This is a genomic window from Metabacillus lacus, assembly GCF_009674805.1.
Classification (GTDB): domain Bacteria; phylum Bacillota; class Bacilli; order Bacillales; family Bacillaceae; genus Metabacillus_C; species Metabacillus_C lacus.
Map to the genome: position 1 here is coordinate 36,335 of NZ_WKKI01000020.1, position 25,658 is coordinate 61,992.

Sequence of the window (25,658 nt, forward strand, 5' to 3'; positions counted from 1 at the left end):
ATAACAAACGGACCCGCTTAATTGAAGATTTCATCACCATCTTCCCTGAAACAAAAAGAAAGAGCACTACCCTCAAATAAGAATAGTGCTCTTTCTGTGTGTGTATTAAAATAAGAGTTCGATATATGAATACACCCTTACCCCTCTGCCTAAAACCCTAGTCATGATCACCGGACCTTATCGGATGCCTAATGTTAAACAGGTCGGAGGAGGTTAATTCCGTTTCCTCACAGGCCGAGGCTGGCACATCACTGGCAAGGGAGCAGTAGTTTCGCTCCGCAATTCCTTCAGGCCTCTGAAAACGTTCCCTAGGTGCAATCAGTTCTGGTTTTTCTTCATATGCTGCAGTAATCAAGTTGCCCCACAGGCGAATATTTCTCTGGCTGTATGTGAGCCCGCTGTACACCTGCTCAAGAGGCTTAGGTGTGTCGTAGCCTATCCAGGTGCCAAAGGTTACGTTGGGATTAGAGGCAACAAACCAGGCATCCCTAAGGTCCTGGCCGGTTCCTGTCTTTCCTGCCCAGTCTGACCGAAATGGCAGTCTTAGAGAGGCCGCAGTGCCTGAGGAAATAACATCCCTCATCATATCTATTGTCAGATAAGCGGTTTGAGGGGAAAAGACGTCCGTTTCTGTTCCCTGATGCTCAAAAATAATGTCTCCATTTTGTGCCTCAATTTTTTCAATCATGTAAGCATCTATGAATTTTCCTGCGTTCGCGAATGTGGTGTAGGCATTCACATTCTCTTCGACCGTTACCCCTCTGGTCATTGCCCCCAATGCAAGGGAAGGTCCGCCGACGTCATTCTTATCTAATGATGAAAAGCCCATTTTTCTTAGATAGCTTAATACATCAGGGTCACGATCCATCACATCAATATAGGTTTTTATTGCCGGTATATTGTAAGAGCGCTTCATTGACTCACGAATACTGACAAGACCATGGAAATTTCCGGTTGAGTTTTTCGGGCGCCATTCATCTTTGGTCCCTTCTTTGTAAATAAATTCTTCATCTTCAATAATTGTTCCAGGCTGAATAAGACCCATTTCCAGGGCTGGAGCATAAACAAGGAGCGGCTTCATGGTTGATCCGTTCTGCCTTAATGCTAATGTGGCATGATTTGTTTCTGAACGGTTAAAGTCGCGTCCCCCCACAAAGCTGAGGATTTTTCCGGTTCTGTTTTCAATCAGGACTGCGCCTGTCTCCACCTGCTCCTTAACGAAAAAGATCTCACCCGTTTCACTATCTATTTTCTCTTGATCTTTGTCCGACCCATAAAACTGATAGGAGCTTGCAGCCTCCTGCATTTTTTCAAACATGCCTTTATTAATGGTAGTATAAATTTTGTAGCCATTCAGGCGCAGCTCTGAATCTGCCCTTGAAGAATATTGCGACTGCAGCTCTTCATTGCTTCTTGCTTCTTCCAGTGTATATCCGTCATCCTGTAGGAGCTTTTGGTACAGTATTTCCTTTGCCTGCTTCTCCACTTCTACAGTCAGCCATGGATATTTTTCGCGGACTGAGGGTTTTTTGTCTGTCAGTTCCTCAGCCAGCTGAAAGGTAAGAGCTTCCTCATGCTGCTCTTGTGTGATGTAGCCCTGATTTCTCATCCTGTTCAGTACCGTCTTCATCCTGTTCAGTCCAGGTTCAAGGTTTTCCTTCACAGCTCCCGTGCTTGTAAAAGGGGTATAGCCAAACGGGCTTTGTGGAAGCCCTGCTATATAGGCAGCTTGAGGCAGGGTCAAATCTTTCGCACTGACTCCAAAAAGCCCTTGTGCTGCGGTTTCAACTCCGGCAATATTGCGTCCTGAGCTATTTCTGCCAAAAGTGGATATATTTAAGTAAGATTCGAGAATTTCTTCTTTTTCAAAGAATCGCTCCAGCCTGAGTGCAAGGAGAATCTCTTTAGCTTTTCGGTCAAAAGAAACTTCGTCTGTAAGAATTTGGTTTTTGATTAACTGCTGTGTCAGGGTGCTGCCGCCGCTCCGTGAGGAAGAGTTTGAAAATTCTTGAAATAGAGCGCGGAGTACAGCCTTTGGGACAACTCCTTCATGTTCATAAAAGAGTTCATCTTCTGTAGCAATAATGGCCTGAGTAAGAAATGGGGATACGTCTTTAAGCGGAACAAACTGTCTGTCCAAGTCTGTGCGGAGTTTGCCGAGATAAACGTTATCAGCAAAGTACATTTCCGACGTCTGCTCAAAATTTTGTATCTCCTGCATCATTTGCTGCTCGCTTCGGATCGGTTCGTCTTTCACGAGAGAGGCAAAGTATCCGGCTCCAATGCCTGCTGCGAAGCTGGCTCCAATTAAGCCGAAAATAAAGAATAAAAGAAATAAGTTCCATGCTACATCAAAGGTAAGATTTAGCCTTCGCCACCACTTTTGTCTGTTATATGTCAAATTCCTTGGTTTTTCCTGCTTTTTCTTCATGCACATCCCCCCAAAATCCTGTTTATTATATCATAAATGATTTTTAAGTAAGAAGTATCAGCCATAAATTTTGTTGAATTTGACAAGAGAGCAAAAAGTATGATAAAAATTCATTATCAATATAATAAATCGGCTATGATTGGAGCCCGATGAGCATCTCCCTGTCCCAGAGAACTGATGGCTGCTGTGAATCAGTACACAGATGACTCAGAATTACGTCCATGAGCTTCTTTTGCGAAAGGCTTTCTGCCCAGTAGTGAAAGACGGTGTGAACCGTTATTTTTTAGAGGTGGAAAGAAACTGCACATGGTTTCTTTCAAGTAGGGTGGTACCGCGACAATTCGTCCCTTCATGTATTGAAGGGGCGTTTTTATTTTGTGTAAAAAAGGAGAGAAAAAAGTGGAATTGTTAAAGGATTTAGAGTTTCGAGGGCTGATTAGCCAAGTGACGGATGAAGAGGGTTTAAAAAAGGTGCTTGAGGATGAGCAGATCCGGCTGTACTCAGGCTTTGATCCTACTGCTGACAGTCTGCATATTGGACATTTGCTTCCGATTTTAACGCTGCGCCGCTTTCAAATCGCCGGCCACCATCCCATTGCGCTTGTCGGCGGAGCAACAGGCCTGATTGGCGATCCAAGCGGGAAGAAGGCAGAACGCACCTTAAACACAGGAGACATTGTTGAAGAGTGGTCTAATAGAATTAAAGGGCAGCTGTCCCGCTTTCTTGACTTTGAAGTTCAGAAAAACCCGGCTGTGATTGCCAATAACTTTGATTGGATCGGCTCGCTGGATGTTATTTCATTTCTTCGTGATGTTGGAAAAAACTTTGGGGTTAATTACATGCTCGCAAAGGATTCTGTACAATCCAGAATAGAAACAGGAATTTCATTTACAGAATTCAGCTATATGATTCTTCAGTCATATGACTTTCTCAAGCTTTATCAGGAAGAGAGCTGCAGGCTGCAAATTGGCGGGAGCGATCAATGGGGAAATATTACAGCGGGCCTTGAGCTGATTAGAAAGTCAGAAGAAGATGCGAAAGCTTTTGGATTAACAATTCCTCTTGTGACAAAGGCAGATGGAACAAAATTCGGAAAAACTGAAGGAGGGGCCATCTGGCTCGACAGGGAAAAAACTTCTCCTTATGAATTTTATCAGTTCTGGATTAACACAGATGACAGGGATGTGATAAAATACCTGAAATTCTTCACTTTCCTCTCCCGTGATGAAATAGATGCCCTACAAAAAGAAGTGGTGGATGCTCCTGAGAAAAGAAGTGCTCAAAAAGCACTTGCACAGGAAATGACAGCTATGGTTCATGGAGAAGAATCCCTTCAGCAGGCAGTAAATATTTCACGGGCCTTGTTCAGCGGTGATATTGCTGCACTTACAGCAGATGAAATAGAGCAGGGCTTTAAAGATGTTCCCTCTTTTGATGCCGCTGAAGAAGAAGTTAGTTTGATTGATCTTTTGGTGGCTGCAAAGATCTCTCCATCAAAAAGACAGGCGAGAGAAGATATTTCCAATGGTGCAGTGTATGTAAACGGAGAGCGTCAACAGGAGCTTGACTATACTGTTGCAAAGGAAGATGCAATTGCACAAAAGTACATCGTGATTCGCCGCGGAAAGAAAAAATATTATCTGATTAATTTTTAATAAGGCAGAAATGTATAAATAGCTGCAGCTGTGTTCCTTGAAACGCGGCTGCAGCTTTTTTGTGGTCTGTTCAGCAGGGAAAAAATGTTACACTAAAGAAAGGGGTACGCACCAAATATTTTTTGGGGGGATTTTTCAATCATGAATATTGCTGGGAAGAAAAAAATCATCATTCTTTTGACATTGGGCATCATTCTTTTTGTATTGCACTCAACCCCGCATATGGCATTAAGAACACATGTATTCATAATGGGCTATCCCAAAGCAGCTTTAACATCTGAAATAGTTGATGATGTTTACCACAATAAAGCAGATGAGCAAAAGTTTGCAGAGATGAATGCGAAAGCGTATACCCTGACAAAGCCTCCTGTAGAAAAAGCGACGCAGGGCATACTCAGTAATTTTCTTGTAAAAAGAATATGGTTTTTTTTTACAGCTGAATATTACGGGGACGCCTAACAGTCCTTATGGGGAACATCGTACTTGGAGAAAAAACAAACATAACAGCACAGAAACTTCGATGTTATGTTTGTTAGTTACGGGGCTAGCATTTTTATCACATTTATATAGTAGAGAATGCCAGCCCTTTCTTCTTCATTAAGAATGTCAAGGCAGCCTTAAAGGATGAAAAGGCAGTTAATTCATTTGCGAGAGGGAGGCCTGTTTGGACAAGCTCTTTAGCAAGCGCTGGCGTAAAACCAACAAAAAACACCTGAATGCCAAGCAGGTTCAGTGAGACAATTAAATTCCTGAAATAATGCCCGGCTATATTAAGATTTTCGATTTCCTTAGTGGTAATAGCAGAAAGATCAATGACCGCAGAGTCGACATCTTTTATTTTTCCGCCTTCGAGAATTCTGGGAATGATCTGTTCAAATCTTGAAGGGGACAGTTCTCCAGTGAGCGGAATCAGGACAGTATTGGGAATAATGGAAGGAATAATCGGAACAGAAGAATGTTCAATAATTGTTTCCAGCTCTCGTATTCTTTCTTCAAGTTCAGTTATTCTTTGAGACAGTTGTTCATTAGTCTGGTTCATATCTATCGTAACCTCACCCATCACACAGTATGTTCACAGTATACACATATAAATAGCATTTGAAAATCAATAACCCGCCAACCTCCATTCATCTCCCCCTTATCGCTGAGCTTAAGCTCATCACGCACTTGAAGAGGGAGTCTTCTGTCGGATAAAGATAAAAAAATGAAACACCATGAACTCTCCTTATTAGGCTTAAAAACTTCAATCTATCTCTGCTATACATTGACTACACCCCATAAGATAACAAAATATTCCTGAAATCTGGGTTGTTGGAGCAAATTGTAGTGTTCTTTTCCCAACAATTAACGATGCGACGGCCACGAACCCTGCATTTTTCTCAATTGGACAATTTGTCCAGTATGATAAGCATCATGAAGCATTATGTCTAATAATTTCTTTTCAAGTGAATTTTGATCCAGCTCCTTATCGGAAATTGTAGTTAAGACCTGTCTTAAATTCCTGTGAGCATTTTCTGCTCGTTCAATGATTTTTTTCCATTTTCTATCATCGTTGTCTTGGTTTGTAAGAGTAAAGGTTTGATCACAATTCACGGCCCTCTAAATTCACAGTAAGTCGCTCTTTATAATAAGTAAGATGATTAACGTTCTCCCAGATGGTTTTAGTTGCCTCTCCTGATGGTTTCCATGCAGCTTGTTCAGCAGTAAGTCCTGCTATGGCATCTCTAAATGGAGCGTACCAACTTTCTTTATCGAAAGTTGAATCCAGCAGGTTCAAAATCAACTCAATTCGTTTCAAATATATCTCCTCCATAAAAATTCTTGATAAACGCCTTACAAGCTTATTTTAGTATTTCTGCCTCTAGATTGGTTAAACTAATCCATAAAGTTTGAACGGTTTTTCTTTACAAAACATTTACAAAAACATACTTGAAATCAGTATATAAGTAAATTATTATATAAATGAAGCTTTATATAAGCGAATTATTATTTATCGGTGTATGAGGAGGTGTTTACGTGCAAAAATTAACCCCTGAAATAGAGAAGGCTTCATCACTTCTAAAATTATTTGGAGATAAAACACGATTAACAATGGTGAAAATTTTAGATTCACATGATTGTTGCGTTTGTGAATTTGTTGAAATCTTTAAAACCAGTCAACCTGCAATTAGTCAACATGTACGAAAATTGAAAGATGCTGGGATCGTCCGGGAAACACGCAGAGGACAATGGATAATATATTCACTTAATAAAGAAAGTGACTTTTATCCTTTAGTTCAGGATCTACTGGAGCATCTCCCTAGCCAAGATTTTAAACTAAAAGAACTGGAAGAGCAGGGATTGCGTATTTCGTGTGATTAACAGGAGGAATCTGCATGACACAAGTCATATTAGCTTCGGCGATTTTTTTTCTAACCCTAGTATTGGTTATCTGGCAACCTAAAGGCTTATCGATTGGATGGTCTGCTTGCGGAGGTGCCATTCTTGCTTTACTGGTTGGAGTGGTAGATTTTAATGACGTAGTAGATGTAACATCCATAGTTTGGAATGCTACTTTAACATTCATTGCTATCATTATTATCTCTTTAATACTAGATGAAGTAGGTTTTTTTGAGTGGTCAGCTCTGCATATGGCAAGAGCAGCTAAAGGAAATGGAATTCGAATGTTTGTATACGTATCAATACTTGGTGCTTTAGTTGCTGCATTTTTTGCAAACGATGGTGCTGCTCTAATTTTGACACCAATTGTGCTTGCGATGGTGCGTAATTTAAAATTCGATGAAAAAATGGTATTTCCATTCATTATCGCGAGCGGCTTTATTGCAGATACCACTTCTTTACCATTGGTGGTTAGTAATTTGGTGAATATTGTATCTGCTGACTTCTTCGGAATAGGATTTGTTGAATTTGCTTCGAGAATGATTATTCCAAATTTCTTTTCTTTAGGAGCTAGTATTTTGGTTTTGTACTTGTATTTTCGGAAAGATATCCCTAGAAATTATAATCTAGCACATTTAAAACAGCCTGTTGAAGCGATTCGTGATGAAAAGATGTTTCGTTTGTCATGGTATGTGTTAGGTGTCCTCCTTGTTGGATATTTTGCAAGTGAATTTATTGGACTCCCCGTTTCCATCATTGCAGGAGTCATTGCAATATTCTTTTTAATTATGGCGAGAAGAAGTTCAGCTGTAAATACTAGAACTGTTTTAAAAGGTGCACCGTGGGCAATCGTATTTTTCTCAATAGGAATGTACGTTGTAGTATATGGACTAAGAAATGTCGGACTTACTAATGTTTTGACCGACGTTATACAATTAACGGCAGATCAAGGGTTATTTGCCGCAACTATAGGCATGGGTTTCATTGCGGCAATTTTATCATCTGTGATGAATAATATGCCAACGGTCATGATTGATGCACTGGCTATTGCAGATACTAACACAAGCGGTGTTACCCGTGAAGCATTAATTTATGCAAATGTGATAGGTTCAGATTTAGGTCCAAAAATAACACCCATTGGCTCACTTGCAACTTTACTGTGGTTACATGTTTTGTCACTAAAAGGTGTGAGAATTTCATGGGGCACTTATTTTAAAGTAGGAATTGTTTTAACCATCCCAACATTGTTTATTACACTAGTTGGTTTATATATTTGGTTACTCATCATTCATTAATTAAACAATAAAGGAGATATCATCATGTCTAAAAAAACAATCTATTTCTTATGTACAGGAAACTCCTGCAGAAGCCAGATGGCAGAAGGATGGGCAAAAAAACATTTAGGGGAAGAGTGGGAAGTAAAGAGTGCAGGACTTGAAGCGCACGGTTTAAATCCCAATGCAGTCAAAGCGATGCAAGGAGCCGGAGTTGATATATCTAATCAAACTTCTGATACAATTGATCCTGAAATCTTAAACAAAGCAGATTTAGTTGTGACGCTTTGCGGGCATGCGGCTGATCATTGTCCAGTCACCCCATCACATGTTAAACGAGTTCATTGGGGATTTGACGACCCGGCGAAAGCAGAAGGAACAGAAGAAGAGAAGTGGGCATTTTTCCAACGTGTGCGTGATGAAATTGGCGAAAGAATTCATCGTTTCAAAGAAACTGGGGAATAATCCAAATATAAGTATAGCCAAGAGAAGTAAATCTCTTGGCTGCCTTTAGAATAACTTATAAGTATATGCTTATACACTATTATTAAGGGGGATTTATTTTGAGTAGAGTAGAAATTTTTGACCCAGCCATGTGTTGTTCTACTGGTGTATGTGGACCAAGCACTGATCCTGAATTAACACGATTTGCTTCTGCTGTTTTTTCTCTAGAGAAGAAAGGATTAGATATAAAAAGATATCAATTAACAATAGAGCCTGACAAATTTGCTGAGAACAGCCATGTGAGTAAAGTTCTACATGAAAAAGGTCCTGATTCATTACCTATAATATTAGTGAATGATCAAATAGCTAAAATAGGAGAGTATCCATCCAATAAAGAACTGGCATCATGGTTTGATGTAAAAGCTGAAGAGTTAAATGAAAAACCAAGAGTAAGGCTTTCTCTAAACATTAAGAAGCAGTAATTAGAAAGAAGTGATAAATATGTTTCAATCTTTCCATCCAAAAAATGTTGTTCATACACCATTTCTTTTTTTAACGGGAAAAGGAGGGGTTGGAAAAACTTCCACAGCCTGTGCAACAGCGGTCGCCTTAGCGGATAGCGGGAGAAAAGTATTGTTAATTAGCACCGACCCAGCATCCAATTTGCAAGACGTGTTTGCCATTGAATTATCCAATGCACCTAGATCAGTTCCAAATGTGGAAAATTTATTTATAAGTAACTTAGACCCACATACATCAGCTGAAACATATCGTGAAAAAGTAGTTGGTCCATATCGAGGGGTTCTGCCCGATTCAGTTGTGGCTACGATGGAAGAACAATTATCAGGGGCATGTACAGTTGAAATAGCAGCATTTGATGAATTTTCAACCTTATTGACTAACGAAGAGCTTATTCATCAATATGACCATATTATTTTTGATACTGCACCAACAGGACATACTTTACGTCTTTTACAACTACCAACAGCCTGGAGTGGATTTTTGGATGTAAGTACCCATGGAGCATCTTGTTTAGGTCCGTTATCAGGCCTGGCTGACAAAAAAAATCTTTATGCAGAGACTGTTGAAGTTCTATCAGATAATAGTAAAACAACACTACTATTAGTAACAAGACCTGATGCCTCTTCCCTGTTAGAAGCAAGTCATGCTTCGATGGAGTTAAAAGAGATTGGAGTTAGTAATCAATTGCTTATCGTAAATGGACTTCTACAAAATTATATAAAAGAAGATGAAGTATCCACAGCATTTTATAATAGGCAGCGTGATGCGTTAACCCAAATTCCAGCTACTCTAAAACAACTTGCAATCTATTCGTTACCTTTTGTTTCTTATTCACTAACTGGTGTTACTAATTTACGGTATTTATTTACAGAAGGCTTGGTGCCAACACAGGAAAATAAAAACGAAAACTATACTAGTAACATCTCAGAGCTTAAAGATGTTATTGATGAATTTTCGGAAAGCAAAACAAAGCTTATTTTTACAATGGGGAAAGGTGGAGTAGGTAAGACTACTGTCGCTTCTGTCATAGCGGTCGGTTTGGCCGAAAAGGGGCATCGTGTTCATCTTACAACTACTGACCCTGCCTCACATATAGCCTATCATTTTCAAAACAGTGAATTAGATAACAATCTGACTATAAGCAGTATAAATCCGAAAGAGGAAGTGCAGAAATATAAAGCAGAAGTGCTAGCAAGTGCGGGGAAGAATTTGAATCATGAAGGACTTGCATATCTCGAGGAGGATTTAAATTCACCATGTACAGAAGAGATTGCCGTCTTCCGAGCGTTTGCTGAAGTAGTCGCCAAGTCCGAAAATGAAATTGTCGTGATTGACACAGCCCCGACGGGACATACGTTATTGTTGTTAGATGCAGCACAGTCATATAGTAAGGAAATTGCTAAGTCCACAGGGGAGGTTCCAGTAAGTGTAACAGAGCTGCTGCCAAAGATACGAGATCCTAAAGAAACTTCTGTTGTCATTGTTACATTAGCTGAAACTACACCAGTGCTAGAAGCTTCTAGATTACAAGACGATTTAAGGAGAGCAGATATTTATCCAAAATGGTGGGTGATTAATCAAAGTTTATTTGCTGCTGATACATCTGATCCTATATTAAAGGGCAAAGCAATGTCAGAAAAGGAATGGATACATGAAGTCACTACAAATTTAGCTGAAAGATGTGCGATTGTTCAATGGATCAGCGAAGAAAAAGTAGGTTATGAGAAACTTAAAGATTTTATATTGTAACATTGGGGGAAGAAAATGGAGAAAGTAGTTATTTTAGGTACAGGCCCAGCTGGACTAACGGCAGCAATTTATCTGGCACGAGCAAATATGAAGCCAGTTATCATCGAAGGCAGTCAGCCTGGAGGGCAATTGACACTAACAACAGAGGTTGAAAACTTCCCTGGATTTGTTAGTGGAATTATGGGACCTGAGCTGATGGACAACATGAGAAAACAAGCCGAGAGATTTGGTGCTGTCTTTAAAAGAGGGTGGGTTACGAATGTTGATTTTTCCAAAAGACCTTACAAACTACAAGTCGAGGGTTTAGGGGAATTGGAAACAGAGGCTCTCATTTTATCCACAGGGGCATCTGCAAAACTGTTAAACATTCCTGGAGAAAGAGTAAATATTGGACGTGGAGTTAGTACCTGTGCCACATGTGATGGATTCTTTTTTAGAGGAAAAAAGGTCATTATTATTGGCGGCGGAGATTCTGCGATGGAGGAAGCTAATTTCTTAACTAAGTTTGCCAGTGAAGTCATTGTTGTTCATAGAAGAAGTGAACTTAGAGCTTCAAAAATTATGCAGGAACGTGCCAAGGATAATCCAAAGATTTCATGGCAACTAAACAAAACGCCAATCGAGGTTTTAGCAGAAGAAAAGGGAGTTACAGCTTTAAAAGTAGTAAACAATGAGACAAATAAAGAAGAAGTAATTCCGACTGATGGAATATTCGTAGCAATTGGACATACACCAAATACAGCCTTTTTAAATGGAAAAATTGATACAGATGAGACAGGTTATATAAAAGTAATCCCTGGCACAACCGAAACGAATATTCCTGGTGTTTTTGCATGTGGAGATGTTGGAGATAAGAAGTATCGACAAGCAATTACCGCAGCAGGTACAGGTTGTATGGCAGCTCTAGATGCGGAAAGGTATTTAGAAGGATCCAGTGTACATGACTGGAGTGTATCTTTATAACTAGGAGGATTTTAAAATGACAACGAAAAATTATCACGAATTAATTGAAGATAGAATTTTCATTGGTGGAGCTGATGATGTTAAAGATGTCCTTAAGGATGAAAAAGTTGACGTGGTGTATGATTTAAGAGCAGAATCACCCAATGCTGATTCAGAATATAATCGTATTCATAGTCCGATTGTGGATGATGAGGCAAATCAAGAAGAATCGATAAAAAAATCCATTGATCAAGTGGTGAAAGACTATAATGAAGGTAAGAATATTTATTTCCACTGCCAAGGAGGAAGTAATAGAACTGGTACTGTTGCAATAGGAACCCTGCTTTCTTTAGGAAAGGCCAGCACTATTGAAGAGGCAGAAGGTATAGCGAAAAATGCTCGACCGAAAATTAATGTGAAGACTGAAATGAAAGAGGCATTAAAAAAAATTTATCACAATGGATAAATATATTGGAGAGATTTAGATGAAAATAACAGATACTGCTAAAGAAATATTAGAATGTTTCTTAACGCAAAATGGGGCAGAAGGAATACGACTTTATTCAGTTGCTGGATGCTGCGGACCACAATTTGCATTATCATTAGATACACCAGAGCCAACTGATAAGATTGAAACAATCAATGGGATAAGAGTAGCATTCGATGCTCAAATTACCTCAACAGGTGAAATAACCCTAGATAAAGAAGAAAGTGAAAATGGAGCAGGATTAGTATTATTAGGAGCTAGTAGTTATTGTTGAGGAAAAGGATAAATGCTAAAAACAAAAAATCCCCTGAAAGTTGATAAACAACATTTTAGGGGATTTTTTGTTTTCATTACTCTGCAATCTAAAAAGATTAACGAGAGTAGAACTCAACGATTAGAGCTTCGTTAATTTCAGCCGGCAATTCAGAACGCTCAGGAGAACGAGTGAAAGTTCCTTCAAGTTTGTCAGCATCGAAAGTTATATAGTCTGGAATGAAGCTGTTTACTTCAACTGCTTCTTTCACGATGTCAAGGTTGCGGGACTTTTCGCGAAGAGAAAGAGTTTGACCAGTTTTAACTTGGAAAGATGGAATATCAACGCGGCTTCCGTCAACTAGAATATGGCCGTGGTTTACTAATTGGCGTGCCTGGCGGCGCGTACGAGCCAATCCTAAGCGATAAACAAGGTTGTCTAAACGAGATTCTAAAAGAATCATGAAGTTTTCACCGTGCTTACCAGCTTGTTTGCCAGCTCTGTCAAAAAGATTGCGGAATTGGCGTTCGTTTACACCATACATGTGGCGCAGCTTTTGCTTTTCCTGCAATTGCAAACCATACTCAGAGATTTTTTTACGTTGAGTTGGACCATGTTGTCCAGGAGCGAAAGGACGTTTTTCCAATTCTTTTCCTGTACCACTTAAAGATATGCCTAATCGGCGAGATAATTTCCAGCTTGGACCTGTATAACGAGCCATTATATGACTCCTCCTTCATGTTTTTATTCGCATAAAATAAAAACAGTATGACTCTTCCAACCATGCACATTTTGTTTTCATATATCCTCGCTCCGGCAGCAGGGAGTTACTCGATACACCTCTAGGCAGAGGAACAAAATGAAATCATGTTTGCTGAACCACTAGGCTGCGATATTTTACACAAAGAATATTATATGATGTTAAAAAGGTAAAGTCAAGGCTGTTTCTAAATCTTCGGGAGTTCAACCTTTAGGATTTCAGTCGATAATATAAATAGAATAAATATTATGGTATAATGGATAAGATTGTCAAAAGCGAGTATCTTATAAATTCGGGTGATTGTATGCTGGGTACACATTTAGCAAGCAGAAAACTGGAACAATCTCTTCTTACATATATCCTTGAGGGGAAACAAGAAACAGTCGGATTCTCTGCAGGTGCAGCCCTGCTGGAAGATGAGCTGAAGCATTTGTTTGATTCTCCGGCAGCTGCTGTCTCCATTTATGACAGCCGGCTGGAAGCGTTTGTCCGTATTTCAGGTTTAAAAGAAAAATTGAAGCCTGACTGGATCAGCAAAAGAATTCTTCCTGCTGAACTTTTCTCTGCAGGCTGGGCAGAGTCAGAAGGAAAGATAATGTTAACTTGCAAACTGAATGCAAGGACAGAAGCTCTTGTATCTGTTGCTTATCCAAAAAAGAGTGTTTCTTCTATAGAAATGGAGGAGATTTTGCGTCTGTGCTCAGGCTTTCTTTCCCATTGCTATCAGAGTGAAAAGCTTAGCGGCAATGAAAACAAATATCAAAAGTTATACTGGCTGACAGAAAGAATGCATGCCAGCATGGACAAAGACGGCGTATTGCTTGAACTGGTCTCTACACTGCAGAACATGTATCCTCAATATCTGTTTTATTTGTTTTTGTCCCACGATAATGATAATGACAGGCTTCTTGACTTGCCCGTAAAGAATCTGCTTCCCGAAAGCGATCCTGCCAATGAAAAAGCAATGCAAGCTTTTTTGTCAGGAGAGACCGTTGAAGAATTTGATCAAAGAGTTCTTCAGACCGCCGCCTATATTCCTTTAAAAGGTAAGCAGGGTATTTATGGCGTACTGGAAGTTCTGATTAACCATTTTAAAGCCTCAGGAGAGACAGCTGAGGAAATCAGTTTTATATCACTGCTGGCAAACACGGCAGGAAACGCGCTTGAAAATGCCCAGTTATACGAGCAATCCAAAAGACTGATAGCGGATCTTCAGCTGATAAATGAAACCTCCCACCAGCTTAATAAAAATCTGCGGCTGCATGAAACGATGACATATATGGCAGAACAAATCAGCGAATCTTTTGGGGGAGAAGAAATGTGCTTCGTTTATACGGAAGAGGGAGGAACAGCAAGAATGCTTCCGGGCAGCACCGAATTCTTCTCTTCAGGAGAAGGGGCGAAATATTTATCCTTTGCCTGGGATAAAACCAAAGATGATCCTGAAGGTCTGTTTATTGGAAATATCTCTCTTCAGATACATGACGGCCGGTACTTATCTATGATGGCAGTCCCAATGATTGTTAGTGAAAAAGTCCGCGGGCTTGCCATCGTTCTTCATCATGAACCTTATTTCTTTCCCTTTGAAACTTTTAAGCTTCTTCAGTCGCTCATACACCACTCAACGCTGGCGCTGACAAATTCTATGCTGAGGGAAGAGCTTGAAATGCTGGTGAGAACGGACACGTTAACAAGGCTTTATTCAAGAAGACATATGGATGAAAAAATTAATATGTCAATGAAAGCCGACAGGCAAGGGACATTTATTCTCCTTGATATTGATAATTTTAAAGCAGTAAATGATATGTACGGACATCAGGTTGGTGATGAAGTGCTGCAGCAGGTGGCATTGATCATAAAAGAAAATATCCGCGAAAACGATATAGGTGCCCGCTGGGGCGGAGAAGAGCTGGCCATTTATCTTCCGCATGCAGACCTGGAAGCGGGAGCTGCCGTGGCAAAACGGATTGTAGAGAAAGTGGAAGTAACAACTTCTCCAGCAGTAACTGTCTCCTGCGGTGTCTCCTGGTGGAGCTGCGGAGAGGAAGATTCCCTGCAAAAGGTGTTTAAAAGAGCTGATCAGGCTTTGTATCTTGCTAAAGGAAGCGGTAAAAACAAAGTTCTTCTTCAGCAGGGGAGCAAGGAATGATCATCCAATAAAATGAGCAGCAGCCTTTTATGCCAGCCTTTTACTCGCCCCTGGGCGGGTTTTCTTTCATTTTAAAAGGAAAACGCTTACAAAAGGAAGAATATTTCATAAGATATAAAAAATCGTTTAAAGGAAGGAAGCAAAAAAGACATGGAAAAAGATCTGCATTTTGAGACCAAACTCATTCATTCTTCTGAAAAGCATGAAGATCCTTATCGCAGCCTTGTTCCTCCTTTGTATCAAACTTCAACATTTGCTTTTGAAAATGCCGCACAAGGGGAAGCGAGATTTTCAGGGGCAGATGAGGGTCCAGTGTACACCAGGCTTTCTAATCCGACAGTAGAGATGCTGGAGAAAAAATTAGCGAATTTGGAAGGCGGAGAAGCAGCTCTTGCTTTCAGCTCCGGAATGGGAGCAGTTTCATCAGTGTTATTGTCCCTTGTTAATCAAAATCAGCATATTCTCTGTTCTAAAGGTGTATATGGCTGTACGTATGGTCTGCTTCAAATGCTGAAAGAAAAGTTTGCTATCTCCCATACTTTTTCCGGCATGAACAGCAGCATGGAAATTGAGAGTGCAATCCTTCCTGAAACAGCCTGCATTTATATAGAAACACCAATCAATCCTACAATGGAACTTATTGACTTAGAGCTTGCTGCAAAAATAGGAAAAAAACATGGTATTCCGGTCATAGTAGATAATACGTTCTGTTCTCCATATCTTCAGCAGCCGCTTTTGCTGAACTGTGATATTGTCATTCACAGTGCTACAAAATATATTTCAGGGCACGGAGATGTGATTGCGGGTATAGCGGTCGGAAAAATAGATTACTTGAATGAAGTGGCAATGACAGTCAGAAAAGATATAGGTTCTGTGCTTTCACCTTTTGATGCATGGCTGCTATTAAGAGGCTTAAAAACATTGGCTGTCAGAATGGACCGCCACTGTGAAACTGCTGAAAAGCTTGCTGTAAAATTAGAAAATCACCCTGTCATCAGCAGCGTATCCTATCCATTTCTGCGTTCCTTTCCGCAATATGACCTCGCCGTAAAGCAGATGAAAAAGGGCGGAGGCTTGATTACCATTACTGTTAAAGGAGGAAAAGAGGAAGCGCAGAAAGTAATGGATGCTTTGAAGCTGGTGAAGATTGCGGTCAGCCTGGGAGATGCGGAAACACTCATTCAGCATCCTGCCACAATGACTCATTCTGTAATAGACGAAAAAGAAAGGATAAAAATGGGGATAACAGATAATATGCTCAGACTTTCAGTTGGACTTGAGGCAGAGGAAGATATATGGGAGGACTTGAGCCGGGCGCTTCGGTCCATATAAAAACAGCCTTCCTTCTCGCTGCCTTTTGTTATTTTTTTGTTTAGGAATGGTGGGGGAAAAGTTGATTTCAGCTCCGGGTGCTTGCTTTCCGGGGGGCGGGCGGCGAGCCTCCTGAAGCGAGGGAAGCGGCTCGGCCCCGCCCGCGGAAAGCGTCCGCCCGGAGTGGAAATCTCACCACCTTGGTATTCTATCTATATTTTTAAAATAAAATAGACCGCAGGAAAACTCGGAATCCTTGAGTTTGTCTACGGTCTGAAACAGCCTTTCTCTCGGGAGGCTGTTTTATTTTTTTATAAATGAAGAATAAGTTCTTCGACAAATAATTCGAGATAATGCTGATCAATTTCATCAAATCGGTTCTTAACAGGACTGTCAATATCAAGAACCCCGAACAACTCTCCATCTTTCATTATCGGTACAACAATTTCTGATTGCGATGCAGCGTCACAAGCAATATGTCCCGGGAAAAGGTGCACGTCTTCCACTCTCTCCGTTTTTTGATTGCTCGCAGCTGTGCCGCAAACACCTTTGCCGAGCGGTATTCTCACGCATGCAGGAAGTCCCTGAAAAGGTCCAAGAATCAGCTGATCTTCCTTATAAAGGTAATAGCCGACCCAGTTTACTTCAGTGAGAAACTGGTTGAGCAAGGCAGAAGAATTAGCCAGATTTGCTAACTGATCATTTTCTCCCTCCAAAAGGGCTTTCAGTTGTTTAATAAGCAGGCTGTATTGATCTTTTTTGCTGCCGTTATAATTTTCGACATGGAACATGTTCTTTCCCCACCTTTAGTTTTATTTTTTCAAAATGACTGTTTTCCTAAAAGAATTGTCGAGAAGTCATAAAAGGAAATAGACATTTTCGCATGGAATACAGTAAATAACCAATTTGAAGGGGTGAAGCCATTGAACTCAACAGCAGCTTCTGCAAATACGAAGCAGAAAATTATTGATGCCGCCGTCTTCTTATTTCACACAAAAGGATTTACCGGGACCTCGGTAAGAGAGATTGCCAATAAAGCCAATGCAAATGTTGCTCATATTTCTTATTATTTCAAAAGTAAAAATGGATTGCTGGAATTCCTGGTTCAGGAATTTTTTGAAGGCTACCTTGCCGTAATTGAAAAAGGCTATGCCCGCCTTCCTTCTTCTAATCCTAAGGACTGCCTTCAGCAGCTGGTTTTAGATATTTTAATCTATCAGCATGAGCACCGTCAACTTGCGAGAATTGTGCATCGTGAAGTAACCCTGGATTCTATTTTAATAAGAGAAGTAATGGTTACCTACCTTACAAAGGAAAAGTATTACTTAAAATTCATTATTGAGCAGGGAAAAAAACTGGGCATGTTCCGAAATGTGTCTTCTGCGCATATGATCCTGCAGTTAAAAAGCCTGCTTCATATGCCTTATCTTCAGCCGCAGTATATGGCTGAGGTCCTTCATATACAGTCCCACGAGGTTTACTTTGTCACTCAATATTATAAAGATATTGAAATTTGGCTGGATAGCTTTTGTTTTACAGCGGGAAAAGAAGATCTTATTTCTCAGGCTAGATAGCGTAAAAAGAGGTCGTAGTCTTTTCCAACGTCCTCTGCTGCATGTGCGTCAGAGCCAAAAGTGAATGGAATGTCCAGAAGCTGTGCTTTCTTGACAATGTCTTCGGGCGGGTATGTTTCACCACAGTCCTTTTTTCGAAGTCCTGCACTATTGAAATCCAGAACCATGCTGTGTTTCTTTACTTCTATTAGAATAGAATCCAGTAAACTGCCTGCCTGCTGCTCAAGCGGGTATTTTTTTTGAAATTTCCTTGGAAGAGTGACATGCCCGAGCCGTTTGGGCTTATAATTCCCTAGGTTGGATTTTATCGCTGCTTTCACTGTCTCGTAATACATTTCATGCACTTTAAGAACAGAGCCCATTTGTTCGACGAGCTCGCCAAATACATCTGCGCTGTAGTCCACGCATGTATAGCCGCGAGAAGTTCTAAGAAAATGAACTGAGAGGATAGAGTCATCTAGCAAATGTCCCCACATATTTAAAAAACGCTCTGTTTCTTTTTCATACCCTTCTATATAGTCAATCTCCAATCCTGTTAAGATGGAAATTTCCCCGGCGAACTTCTCTTTGATTTTATCTATGCTTGAAAAGTATGAATGAAGGCGGCTGAGTTTCATACCGCTGTCTCCGTCTGGAGTTGGATCAGTAAAACCCTCAGGTAATGGAGCATGTTCAGTAAACGAAATCTCATCAAACCCCAAATCTATGGCTCTTAAGACATACTCTTCCATCAGGTCCTCAGTCCCATGAGGGCAAAAAGGAGTGTGAATATGCCCGTCTTTTTTAATCATCTTGTAAACACCTCTGTCTTTCCTTAGTAATCACAGGCTTAAATTATGAAAAAAATAAAAAAACTTGGTCAAAAAATGTCGTTTACATGGTATCATAAATACATTGAAATAACATCTATCTGGAAATTAATATACATATATAAATGGATTTGTACCCAATTATCCCTATAACTGTGGATGTTGCTACAATGAGGGGGCCCACTATGGAAATTGTTATTGGTATTTTAATTGTAATCCTCATCCTGTTCGGGATTGGATACTTTATGAGGAAGAGGGTTTATAAGGAAGTAGACAGGCTTGAAGCCCGGAAAATTGCCATCATGAATCGTTCGCTTGCAGATGAAATGATAAAGGTAAAAGATTTGAAGATGACCGGGCAGGCAGAGGAAATGTTCGAACGATGGCGAGAAGAGTGGGATGAGATTATTACCACCCAGCTTCCCGAAGTGGAGGAGCTCCTGTTTGATGCAGAGGATTATGCGGATAAATACCGCTTTAAAAAATCCAAGCAGGTTTTGCAGCATATTGAAAAGGTGCTTCAAAATACAGATCAGAACATCGACAGAATCATCTCTGAAATACACGAGCTTGTTTCCAGCGAAGAAAAAAACAGTGTGGAGATCGGGGACTTAAGGGAATCTTTCAAAAAAGCAAAGAAAACCCTTTTAGCGCACGCCCATACATTTGGCAAAGCCCAGCAGAAACTTGAAGAAAAACTGCATGAAATTTATGAGGCGCTGAAACAGTTTGATGTAGAAACCGAAGCCGGCAACTACATAGCTGCACGTGAAATACTCATTCTTCAAAAGGAACAATTAGACATAGTCTGCTATAAAATTGAGCATATTCCAAAACTGCTTTCCGAGTGCCAGCATGCTATACCTGCCCAGATTCATGAGCTCCTTGAAGGCTACAGGGAAATGGAGGAGCAGGGCTATCTGCTGAGCCACATTCAGATTGAAACAGAGCTTAACAGAATTTCTGAAAATGTGAAAATCTATTTAAAACAAATAGAACAGACCGAAATTGAACAAATTTCTGAAGAGATTCAGGAAATCAATGAATCTATTGATACCTTCTATGACCTTCTTGAAAAGGAAGTAGGCGCAAATCAATTTGTCAGAACAGCACTAGGTTCTATGGAAAAGTCACTTGAAAAGCTGGAGACAGACCGAAAGCTTACAGACGCTGAAACAGACATAGTCAGACAGAGCTATCAGCTGACAGAACAGGACATTGAAAAGCAAAAACAGATTGGCAAGCAGATTTCACAGCTTCAAAAGCAATACGATGCCGTTTTTCAGCACATGAATCAGGATCAGGTTGCTTACTCCTTGATTAAGGAAGATTTGCAGGAGCTTGACGATAAGATTAAAAATGTCGAGAAGGAACATGATGCTTACCGCCAAAAGCTTCAGGCATTGAGGAAGGATGAACTTCAGGCCCGTCAAAAGCTCACTGAGATGAAGAGAATGATAACGGAATCCAACAGGCTGATACAAAAAAGCAACATTCCGGGCCTTCCGGAATCCTATCGTGAATCAGTGGTTCAATCAAGCAAGGCAATTTCCATGGTTGTTCAGAAACTCGATGAAATACCGCTGGATATGGTCGCGGTGAATTACCTTCTTGAGGATGCAGTCGAAGCTGTGGAAGCTCTTAATAATAAAACAAACGATATGGTGGAACAGGTTTATTTGATTGAAAAGGTCATTCAGTACGGCAATCGTTTTAGAAGCAGAAACAGCGGTCTTGCTTCGTCATTAACTGAAGCAGAAAATCTCTTTAGGGCTTATAAATATGAAGAGTCCCTGGAGACAGCTGCAGCGGCACTTGAACAAGTAGATCCCGGTTCGCTTCAGCGGATACAGAACATCATTGACGATGAACTAAAAGCAATCAATCCATGATCCTGCAGTTAGCTGCAGGATTCTTTTTGTTTTAGTGGGACATGTTAGGTGGCTTTCCAGAAGCTGTCGTTTGGTCTGCAGCTTCTGCTCATTGGAGTAAAGCACGGGGATAAGTGACACAAACACAGCCCCTTCAGAAGAGAAGAGGAATAGATAGGTAAACACTGTTTTTTGTTTAAACAGCCATTTCTAATAAGAATAAAACTAAAATAAAAAAATCGCACTCGCTGCTATGAGCAAGTGCGATTTTTAAAACAGATGCTAGCTTTTATGTTCATTATAGTTAGGCATGATGATTAGGCCGTAGAAAAGACAGGATAAAGCCTAAAATCCCTCCTATAAGTGCCGGAATCACCCAGCCAATCCCTATTTCAAAAAATGGGAGATACTTCTCTAGCAGGGTTTCTATTGCTCCTAAATTTATGTTAGCAGTTGTGAGTCCGTCAAACATGCTGAAGATGCCGGTCAGCAAAATACTAAAACCATAAACAAGCGATGAGCCTTTGAATAATGGGTCAAGAAAGCTTAACAAAATCAATACGATTGCCAGAGGGTAGATTGCCACCAGAATCGGTAAGGAAAATGCGATCAGCTGAGTAAGGCCTATGTTTGCAATCACAGCGCCAAATATAGTAACAATTAGGATGACGGTCCGATACGAGATACTTGGTAGAATTTTCGAAAAATAATTTCCGCAGGCTGATACAAGTCCGACACTTGTAGTTAAGCATGCAAAAGTAATGGCAAGACTCAACACCGCTGTCCCCAGAGATCCGTATAGGTAGGTGGCTGAATTCGAAAGGATGACTGCTCCGTTTTCCGAATAGCCAATCGACTCCACGCTGGTTGCTCCGAGATAAGCCAGAGATAAATAAACGGCAGCCATACCCGCAGCAGCAACTAAACCGGCTTTAACCGTCGCCCCGGCAATTGCTTTTCTCGATGTGACACCACGCTCTTTAATTGCCGTTACAATGACGATGCCGAAAACAAGTGCTGCGATGGTATCCATCGTTAAGTATCCTTCTAGAAAGCCTGTAAAGAAAGCACCTTCTGTATACGGTTCTTGAGTTGGCTGAAACGTCCCCATTGGGGTTGCAAAAGCTTTAAACATTAAAAGGGCCAGCACAGCCAGAAGCGCTGGCGTCAGTATTTTCCCGATTCTGTCAACAAGTTTGGCTGGATTTAAGGCCAGTGCATATGTGATGCTGAAGAAAACAACTGTATAAATCAGCAGGCTGATTCCGTTTCTCTCCATCTCCTCTGGCAAATAGGGAGTCACACCAATTTCAAAAGCAACTGTTCCGGTCCTTGGAATACCGAACATAGGGCCGATTGCCAAATACATAATAATGGGAAATGCCACTCCAAACAGCGGGTGAACTTTCCGGGCAAGAGACTGGACATCATTTCCAGACAGGCCAACGGCTACGACACCTAATAAAGGCAATCCTACTCCTGTAATCAGAAATCCAGCAACAGCAATCCAAACATTCTCACCCGCTGACTGTCCAAGCAACGGAGGGAAAATCATATTTCCGGCTCCTAAAAAGAGAGCGAAGAGCATTAATCCAATAATAAATGTTTCTTTTCCAGATAGTGTTTGTTTCATAAAAACATCCCCCTGAAGTTCCTTAAACTATTTTCTAACATAATAAAAATATTATTGTCGAAAAAAATAGACAATTCATATTAATTATATTTAAAAAACTTAGGCTGTCAATTGAACCAGGAATTCATATGAATACAGGCTGAAATGTGGTATTATATTTTGTTGCATGATTAAGTGCTTTATGGAGGGTAGAAGATGCTTTATTTAGATAACAGTGCTACAACAAAACCATATCCAGAGGCGCTTGCTGCTTTTACAAGCGTTGCTGGACAATATTTTGGGAATCCTTCTTCCCTTCATAAACTTGGAATTGAGTCTGAAAGGCTGTTAAAAGAGGCCAGAAAACAAACAGCCCAACTTTTAAAAGTACATGCAGATGAAATTATATTTACCTCAGGAGGAACTGAATCCAATAATATGGCCGTCAAAGGAGCTGCTTTCTTCCATGAGCGAAGAGGCAAGCATATTATAGCCTCTTCTGTTGAACACCCATCTATCTTGGAAACATTTCACCAGCTGGAGAAAGAGTTTGGTTTTGAGGCAACGTATATTCCTGTTGATGGCGAAGGAAGAGTTTCGGCCATGAAGATACAAGAAGCTTTACGTCCGGATACTATCCTTGTCTCAGTCATGCATGTGAACAATGAGGTGGGCACCGTTCAGCCAATTACTGAAATCGGAAAAGCGATCAAGCAGTATAATCAACGGATTTTATTTCATGTGGATCATGTTCAGGGTGCTGCAAAAGTTCCATTAAATATAAAAGAAGCCAATATAGATTTGCTAAGTTTGTCAGGACATAAGTTTCACGGCCTGAATGGAACGGGAGTCCTGTTCGTAAAACAGGGGGTTGAAATACTGCCGCTGTTATCAGGCGGCAGTCAGGAGTCGTCCCTGCGTTCCGGCACTGAAAGCATCGCAGGGATTGTATCATTGGCAAAAGCCCTCAGACTCTCTTTAGAAGCTGCTGAAGTATCTCATTTAGAAATGTCAGCAGTAAAGAAAAAGCTGATGAATGGACTGGCAAAGATGGAGGGTGTTCAAGTAAATACCCCTATTGAAGGCTCGGCTCCTCATATCGTAAACTTTTCAGTGCCGGGGATAAAAGCGGAGGTGCTCCTGCATATGCTGGAGGATGAAGGAATTATCTTATCCACCACTTCCGCGTGCTCCTCTAAAGCAAAAAAAGCAAGTGCTGTCCTTATGGCGATGGGAAAAGGACAGGCCGCAGCGGAAAGCTCTCTTAGAGTCAGTTTTTCTTACGATGCCAGTCAGCACATGGCTGACAAAGTATTGAACTGCCTGGAGAAGTCCGTAACTAAACTAAAACATGTTATGAGGTAATGTATATGTTATTTGACCATATAATGATTAGATTTGGAGAAATATCAACAAAGGGGAAAAACAGACGTAAATTTATAGACTCCCTGCTGAAGAATATTAGAGATGTGCTGTCTGAGCACGATTCGCTCCGTTATCAAGGAACAAGAGACCGTATCTATATCAAGCTTCACGGTGAAAATCATGAATTGATAGCTGAAAAGCTTTCACATGTGTTTGGTATTCAATCCTACTCGCTGGCTGTAAAGGCTGAAAAAGACATATCTGTCATGAAGGATGCAGCACTGAGTGCAGTGAAAAGTATTTATCGTAGGGGCGATACCTTCAAAGTGTCTACAAGGCGCGCAGATAAAACATTTCCTTTAGATACAAATGAAATAAACTATCAGCTTGGATCTCATATATTAGTGAACACGGAAGAACTTTCTGTGGACCTTCATAAGCCTGATATCAACCTGAGAGTCGAGGTCAGGGAGGATGCGGTATATTTTACAGCAAAGGACTATAAGGGAGCCGGAGGACTGCCTGCAGGAACAAGCGGCAAAGCGATGCTTTTACTGTCCGGTGGAATAGACAGCCCGGTAGCAGGCTATTTGTCTTTAAAAAGAGGGCTTGAGATTGAAGCGGTCCATTTTTTTAGTCCCCCTTACACAAGCGAAAAAGCTAAACAAAAGGTTGTTGATTTGACCAATGAACTGGTTAAATTCGGCGGGAAGATGGTTCTCCACATTGTCCCATTCACTGAAATTCAGGAACTGATTCAAAAGCAGATACCTGAAAATTACACAATGACATCAACCAGAAGAATGATGCTGAAAATTACGGATGCCATCCGTGAAAAAAATGGGGGACTGGCTATTGTGACCGGAGAAAGCCTTGGTCAGGTTGCCAGCCAGACAACAGAAAGTATGTATGCGATTAATGGCGTTACATCCACCCCTGTTCTTAGGCCCTTGATTGCTATGGATAAACTGGATATTATTGAAATCGCTCAAAAAATCGGAACCCATGATATTTCGGTTCAGCCTTTTGAGGATTGCTGTACAATCTTCACTCCTGCTGCTCCAAAAACACGTCCGAAAAAGGAGAAGGCAGAGCGTTTCGAAAGCTTTGTGAACTTTGAGGACTTAATTGAAAAGGCAGTTGAAAAGACGGAAACCATTACAATTGATAAACAGTCCAGCAAAACGCAGGAAAGCTTTTCACAGCTTTTTTGATACAGTTAGGCGCGCGAGGTCATAAGCCAATCATCTCAAAAAGGCAAAGAACACCTTTTAGAGATGCTCGTCTTATGCTTGTCGGGGCTTTACGGGCGCCTTCCGCTTTTCGTTATTGTCCAGCTCCAGGCGCCAGCGGCTCGAGGTCATAAGCTGTCTTGGCCAAAAGGTCAAAGAACGACCTTCCGTCCAAGTCATCTTATGCTTGTCGCCGCTGAGCGGCGCCTTCCGCTTTTCTACATTGTCCAGCTCCAGGCGCCAGCCCCTCGAGGTCATAAGCCAATCATCTCAAAAAGGCAAAGAACACCTTTTAGAGATGCTCGTCTTATGCTTGTCGGGGCTGAGCGGCGCCTTCCGCTTTTCTAACAACAATTACCAACAGGTTTTATTGAATGATGCTGTGTGTTTTAACACATTCTAATCTCACAAGGAGGTGAAAACACATGGCATCTAACAGCTCAAACAACTCAAACCAGCTTCTAGTAGCTGGAGCTCAACAAATGATCGATCAAATGAAATACGAAATCGCTTCTGAATTTGGTGTAAACCTTGGTGCAGAAACAACTTCTCGTGCTAACGGTTCTGTTGGAGGAGAGATCACTAAACGTCTAGTATCTTTCGCACAACAAAACATGAGTGGAAGCTTTCAACAACAATAATTAAATAGATAATGGCTACAAGAGCGGGGACATGTTCCCTGCTCTTTTTTCATGTTGTGGTGTTTTGTTTCTTTATTGAACTACCCGCCACTTAACTGCTCTTGCGAGCTGTTTGAAGTGGGGGATTCCTAAGAACACCAGCGTAACCGCTAGTTATGGATTAGGCTATCCCGTTGCACCGACGGTTAGAAGCCTTA

The 25,658-nt window shown here is 40.8% G+C and carries 24 protein-coding genes, 1 pseudogene and 1 other annotated feature; of the genes and pseudogenes, 17 read left to right on the forward strand and 8 right to left on the reverse strand.

What is annotated here, in order from left to right; genetic code table 11:
* Window positions 1-157: 157 nt before the first annotated feature.
* Window positions 158-2,431, reverse strand: a complete 2,274-nt coding sequence (locus GJU40_RS11425; protein ID WP_154307892.1) for a transglycosylase domain-containing protein — start codon at window positions 2,429-2,431, stop codon at window positions 158-160.
* Between the two features lie 126 nt (window positions 2,432-2,557).
* Window positions 2,558-2,783 (forward strand) — a binding site (T-box leader).
* 47 nt (window positions 2,784-2,830) lie between these two features.
* Between GJU40_RS11425 and tyrS the strand changes: the two genes are divergently transcribed.
* Both tyrS and GJU40_RS11435 read left to right on the forward strand, forming a co-directional pair.
* Window positions 2,831-4,087 carry a tyrosine--tRNA ligase gene (gene tyrS / locus GJU40_RS11430; RefSeq protein ID WP_343031530.1) on the forward strand — a complete coding sequence of 419 codons (1,257 nt, stop codon included), beginning with the start codon at window positions 2,831-2,833 and terminating at the stop codon, window positions 4,085-4,087.
* Window positions 4,088-4,228: 141 nt separating this feature from the next.
* The gene (locus GJU40_RS11435; protein ID WP_154307894.1) at window positions 4,229-4,546 is read left to right on the forward strand and encodes a hypothetical protein; all 318 of its coding nucleotides are present in this window, start codon (window positions 4,229-4,231) and stop codon (window positions 4,544-4,546) included.
* Window positions 4,547-4,649: 103 nt separating this feature from the next.
* Here the strand turns inward: GJU40_RS11435 and GJU40_RS11440 are convergent, their stop codons facing one another.
* Both GJU40_RS11440 and GJU40_RS11445 read right to left on the reverse strand, forming a co-directional pair.
* Entirely contained in the window at window positions 4,650-5,126 is a 477-nt protein-coding gene (locus GJU40_RS11440) for an STAS domain-containing protein (protein ID WP_154307895.1), read from the reverse strand.
* A gap of 305 nt (window positions 5,127-5,431) precedes the next feature.
* A pseudogene (locus tag GJU40_RS11445) lies at window positions 5,432-5,885 on the reverse strand (DinB family protein).
* Window positions 5,886-6,103: 218 nt separating this feature from the next.
* On the opposite strand from GJU40_RS11445, the gene GJU40_RS11450 reads away from it, so the two are divergent.
* The 8 genes from GJU40_RS11450 to GJU40_RS11485 all read left to right on the forward strand — a co-directional run bounded on the left by GJU40_RS11450 (window position 6,104) and on the right by GJU40_RS11485 (window position 12,158).
* Window positions 6,104-6,448: an ArsR/SmtB family transcription factor gene (locus GJU40_RS11450; protein WP_343031531.1), complete on the forward strand. Its 345-nt coding sequence runs from the start codon at window positions 6,104-6,106 to the stop codon at window positions 6,446-6,448.
* A 14-nt stretch (window positions 6,449-6,462) separates the two neighbouring features.
* Window positions 6,463-7,761, forward strand: coding sequence for an arsenic transporter (locus GJU40_RS11455; RefSeq protein ID WP_154307896.1), 1,299 nt, complete (start codon window positions 6,463-6,465; stop codon window positions 7,759-7,761).
* 24 nt (window positions 7,762-7,785) lie between these two features.
* On the forward strand, window positions 7,786-8,205 hold the full coding sequence (gene arsC, locus GJU40_RS11460) for an arsenate reductase (thioredoxin) (protein ID WP_154307897.1): 420 nt from the start codon (window positions 7,786-7,788) through the stop codon (window positions 8,203-8,205).
* Window positions 8,206-8,303: 98 nt separating this feature from the next.
* Window positions 8,304-8,666 (forward strand): arsenite efflux transporter metallochaperone ArsD, encoded by a 363-nt coding sequence (arsD, locus tag GJU40_RS11465; protein WP_154307898.1) that lies wholly within the window; start codon window positions 8,304-8,306, stop codon window positions 8,664-8,666.
* Between the two features lie 19 nt (window positions 8,667-8,685).
* Complete coding sequence (gene arsA, locus GJU40_RS11470) at window positions 8,686-10,455, forward strand: arsenical pump-driving ATPase (RefSeq protein WP_154307899.1); 1,770 nt, start codon at window positions 8,686-8,688, stop codon at window positions 10,453-10,455.
* A 15-nt stretch (window positions 10,456-10,470) separates the two neighbouring features.
* Window positions 10,471-11,418 carry a thioredoxin-disulfide reductase gene (trxB, locus tag GJU40_RS11475; RefSeq protein WP_154307900.1) on the forward strand — a complete coding sequence of 316 codons (948 nt, stop codon included), beginning with the start codon at window positions 10,471-10,473 and terminating at the stop codon, window positions 11,416-11,418.
* A gap of 16 nt (window positions 11,419-11,434) precedes the next feature.
* Window positions 11,435-11,863 carry a protein-tyrosine phosphatase family protein gene (locus GJU40_RS11480; RefSeq protein WP_154307901.1) on the forward strand — a complete coding sequence of 143 codons (429 nt, stop codon included), beginning with the start codon at window positions 11,435-11,437 and terminating at the stop codon, window positions 11,861-11,863.
* A 19-nt stretch (window positions 11,864-11,882) separates the two neighbouring features.
* Window positions 11,883-12,158, forward strand: a complete 276-nt coding sequence (locus tag GJU40_RS11485; RefSeq protein WP_154307902.1) for an iron-sulfur cluster assembly accessory protein — start codon at window positions 11,883-11,885, stop codon at window positions 12,156-12,158.
* A gap of 97 nt (window positions 12,159-12,255) precedes the next feature.
* Here GJU40_RS11485 and rpsD read toward each other — a convergent pair whose 3' ends face one another.
* A complete protein-coding gene (gene rpsD, locus GJU40_RS11490) occupies window positions 12,256-12,858 on the reverse strand; it encodes a 30S ribosomal protein S4 (protein WP_154307903.1) in 603 nt (200 codons plus the stop codon).
* Window positions 12,859-13,201: 343 nt separating this feature from the next.
* Between rpsD and GJU40_RS11495 the strand changes: the two genes are divergently transcribed.
* A complete protein-coding gene (locus GJU40_RS11495; protein WP_246188348.1) occupies window positions 13,202-15,046 on the forward strand; it encodes a sensor domain-containing diguanylate cyclase in 1,845 nt (614 codons plus the stop codon).
* A gap of 150 nt (window positions 15,047-15,196) precedes the next feature.
* Window positions 15,197-16,378: a methionine gamma-lyase gene (gene megL / locus GJU40_RS11500; RefSeq protein WP_154307904.1), complete on the forward strand. Its 1,182-nt coding sequence runs from the start codon at window positions 15,197-15,199 to the stop codon at window positions 16,376-16,378.
* A gap of 290 nt (window positions 16,379-16,668) precedes the next feature.
* Here megL and GJU40_RS11505 read toward each other — a convergent pair whose 3' ends face one another.
* Complete coding sequence (locus GJU40_RS11505) at window positions 16,669-17,148, reverse strand: GAF domain-containing protein (RefSeq protein WP_154307905.1); 480 nt, start codon at window positions 17,146-17,148, stop codon at window positions 16,669-16,671.
* Window positions 17,149-17,280: 132 nt separating this feature from the next.
* Here GJU40_RS11505 and refZ point away from each other — a divergent pair, with 132 nt between their 5' ends.
* Window positions 17,281-17,931, forward strand: coding sequence for a forespore capture DNA-binding protein RefZ (refZ, locus tag GJU40_RS11510; protein WP_154307906.1), 651 nt, complete (start codon window positions 17,281-17,283; stop codon window positions 17,929-17,931).
* Here the strand turns inward: refZ and hisJ are convergent.
* Complete coding sequence (gene hisJ, locus GJU40_RS11515; protein WP_154307907.1) at window positions 17,919-18,722, reverse strand: histidinol-phosphatase HisJ; 804 nt, start codon at window positions 18,720-18,722, stop codon at window positions 17,919-17,921. The two genes, refZ and hisJ, sit on opposite strands and share 13 nt — an antisense overlap.
* Window positions 18,723-18,925: 203 nt before the next feature.
* Here hisJ and ezrA point away from each other — a divergent pair, with 203 nt between their 5' ends.
* A complete protein-coding gene (gene ezrA / locus GJU40_RS11520; protein ID WP_170289388.1) occupies window positions 18,926-20,632 on the forward strand; it encodes a septation ring formation regulator EzrA in 1,707 nt (568 codons plus the stop codon).
* 283 nt (window positions 20,633-20,915) lie between these two features.
* Here ezrA and brnQ read toward each other — a convergent pair whose 3' ends face one another.
* Complete coding sequence (gene brnQ, locus GJU40_RS11525; RefSeq protein WP_154307909.1) at window positions 20,916-22,244, reverse strand: branched-chain amino acid transport system II carrier protein; 1,329 nt, start codon at window positions 22,242-22,244, stop codon at window positions 20,916-20,918.
* Window positions 22,245-22,439: 195 nt separating this feature from the next.
* Here brnQ and GJU40_RS11530 point away from each other — a divergent pair, with 195 nt between their 5' ends.
* Both GJU40_RS11530 and thiI read left to right on the forward strand, forming a co-directional pair.
* A complete protein-coding gene (locus GJU40_RS11530) occupies window positions 22,440-23,588 on the forward strand; it encodes a cysteine desulfurase family protein (RefSeq protein ID WP_154307910.1) in 1,149 nt (382 codons plus the stop codon).
* A 5-nt stretch (window positions 23,589-23,593) separates the two neighbouring features.
* Window positions 23,594-24,802, forward strand: a complete 1,209-nt coding sequence (gene thiI, locus GJU40_RS11535; protein WP_154307911.1) for a tRNA uracil 4-sulfurtransferase ThiI — start codon at window positions 23,594-23,596, stop codon at window positions 24,800-24,802.
* Between the two features lie 72 nt (window positions 24,803-24,874).
* On the opposite strand, the gene GJU40_RS11540 is transcribed toward thiI, so the two are convergent.
* The gene (locus tag GJU40_RS11540; protein ID WP_154307912.1) at window positions 24,875-25,078 is read right to left on the reverse strand and encodes a hypothetical protein; all 204 of its coding nucleotides are present in this window, start codon (window positions 25,076-25,078) and stop codon (window positions 24,875-24,877) included.
* A gap of 167 nt (window positions 25,079-25,245) precedes the next feature.
* Here GJU40_RS11540 and GJU40_RS11545 point away from each other — a divergent pair, with 167 nt between their 5' ends.
* Entirely contained in the window at window positions 25,246-25,461 is a 216-nt protein-coding gene (locus GJU40_RS11545; RefSeq protein WP_154307913.1) for an alpha/beta-type small acid-soluble spore protein, read from the forward strand.
* The last annotated feature ends 197 nt before the right edge of the window (window positions 25,462-25,658 follow it).

What these genes read in the sequence shown, in the direction of transcription:
- arsA (WP_154307899.1), top strand. Translation starts at nt 8,686, where the DNA reads ATGTTTCAATCTTTCCATCCAAAAAATGTTGTTCATACACCATTTCTT.
- GJU40_RS11435 (WP_154307894.1), top strand. Translation starts at nt 4,229, where the DNA reads ATGAATATTGCTGGGAAGAAAAAAATCATCATTCTTTTGACATTGGGC.
- ezrA (WP_170289388.1), top strand. Translation starts at nt 18,926, where the DNA reads ATGGAAATTGTTATTGGTATTTTAATTGTAATCCTCATCCTGTTCGGG.
- GJU40_RS11480 (WP_154307901.1), top strand. Translation starts at nt 11,435, where the DNA reads ATGACAACGAAAAATTATCACGAATTAATTGAAGATAGAATTTTCATT.
- GJU40_RS11545 (WP_154307913.1), top strand. Translation starts at nt 25,246, where the DNA reads ATGGCATCTAACAGCTCAAACAACTCAAACCAGCTTCTAGTAGCTGGA.
- GJU40_RS11505 (WP_154307905.1), bottom strand. Translation starts at nt 17,148, where the DNA reads ATGTTCCATGTCGAAAATTATAACGGCAGCAAAAAAGATCAATACAGC.
- arsC (WP_154307897.1), top strand. Translation starts at nt 7,786, where the DNA reads ATGTCTAAAAAAACAATCTATTTCTTATGTACAGGAAACTCCTGCAGA.
- thiI (WP_154307911.1), top strand. Translation starts at nt 23,594, where the DNA reads ATGTTATTTGACCATATAATGATTAGATTTGGAGAAATATCAACAAAG.
- GJU40_RS11530 (WP_154307910.1), top strand. Translation starts at nt 22,440, where the DNA reads ATGCTTTATTTAGATAACAGTGCTACAACAAAACCATATCCAGAGGCG.
- megL (WP_154307904.1), top strand. Translation starts at nt 15,197, where the DNA reads ATGGAAAAAGATCTGCATTTTGAGACCAAACTCATTCATTCTTCTGAA.
- GJU40_RS11495 (WP_246188348.1), top strand. Translation starts at nt 13,202, where the DNA reads ATGCTGGGTACACATTTAGCAAGCAGAAAACTGGAACAATCTCTTCTT.
- GJU40_RS11425 (WP_154307892.1), bottom strand. Translation starts at nt 2,431, where the DNA reads ATGAAGAAAAAGCAGGAAAAACCAAGGAATTTGACATATAACAGACAA.
- GJU40_RS11455 (WP_154307896.1), top strand. Translation starts at nt 6,463, where the DNA reads ATGACACAAGTCATATTAGCTTCGGCGATTTTTTTTCTAACCCTAGTA.
- GJU40_RS11485 (WP_154307902.1), top strand. Translation starts at nt 11,883, where the DNA reads ATGAAAATAACAGATACTGCTAAAGAAATATTAGAATGTTTCTTAACG.
- trxB (WP_154307900.1), top strand. Translation starts at nt 10,471, where the DNA reads ATGGAGAAAGTAGTTATTTTAGGTACAGGCCCAGCTGGACTAACGGCA.
- brnQ (WP_154307909.1), bottom strand. Translation starts at nt 22,244, where the DNA reads ATGAAACAAACACTATCTGGAAAAGAAACATTTATTATTGGATTAATG.
- rpsD (WP_154307903.1), bottom strand. Translation starts at nt 12,858, where the DNA reads ATGGCTCGTTATACAGGTCCAAGCTGGAAATTATCTCGCCGATTAGGC.
- hisJ (WP_154307907.1), bottom strand. Translation starts at nt 18,722, where the DNA reads ATGATTAAAAAAGACGGGCATATTCACACTCCTTTTTGCCCTCATGGG.
- GJU40_RS11540 (WP_154307912.1), bottom strand. Translation starts at nt 25,078, where the DNA reads ATGACCTCGAGGGGCTGGCGCCTGGAGCTGGACAATGTAGAAAAGCGG.
- GJU40_RS11440 (WP_154307895.1), bottom strand. Translation starts at nt 5,126, where the DNA reads ATGAACCAGACTAATGAACAACTGTCTCAAAGAATAACTGAACTTGAA.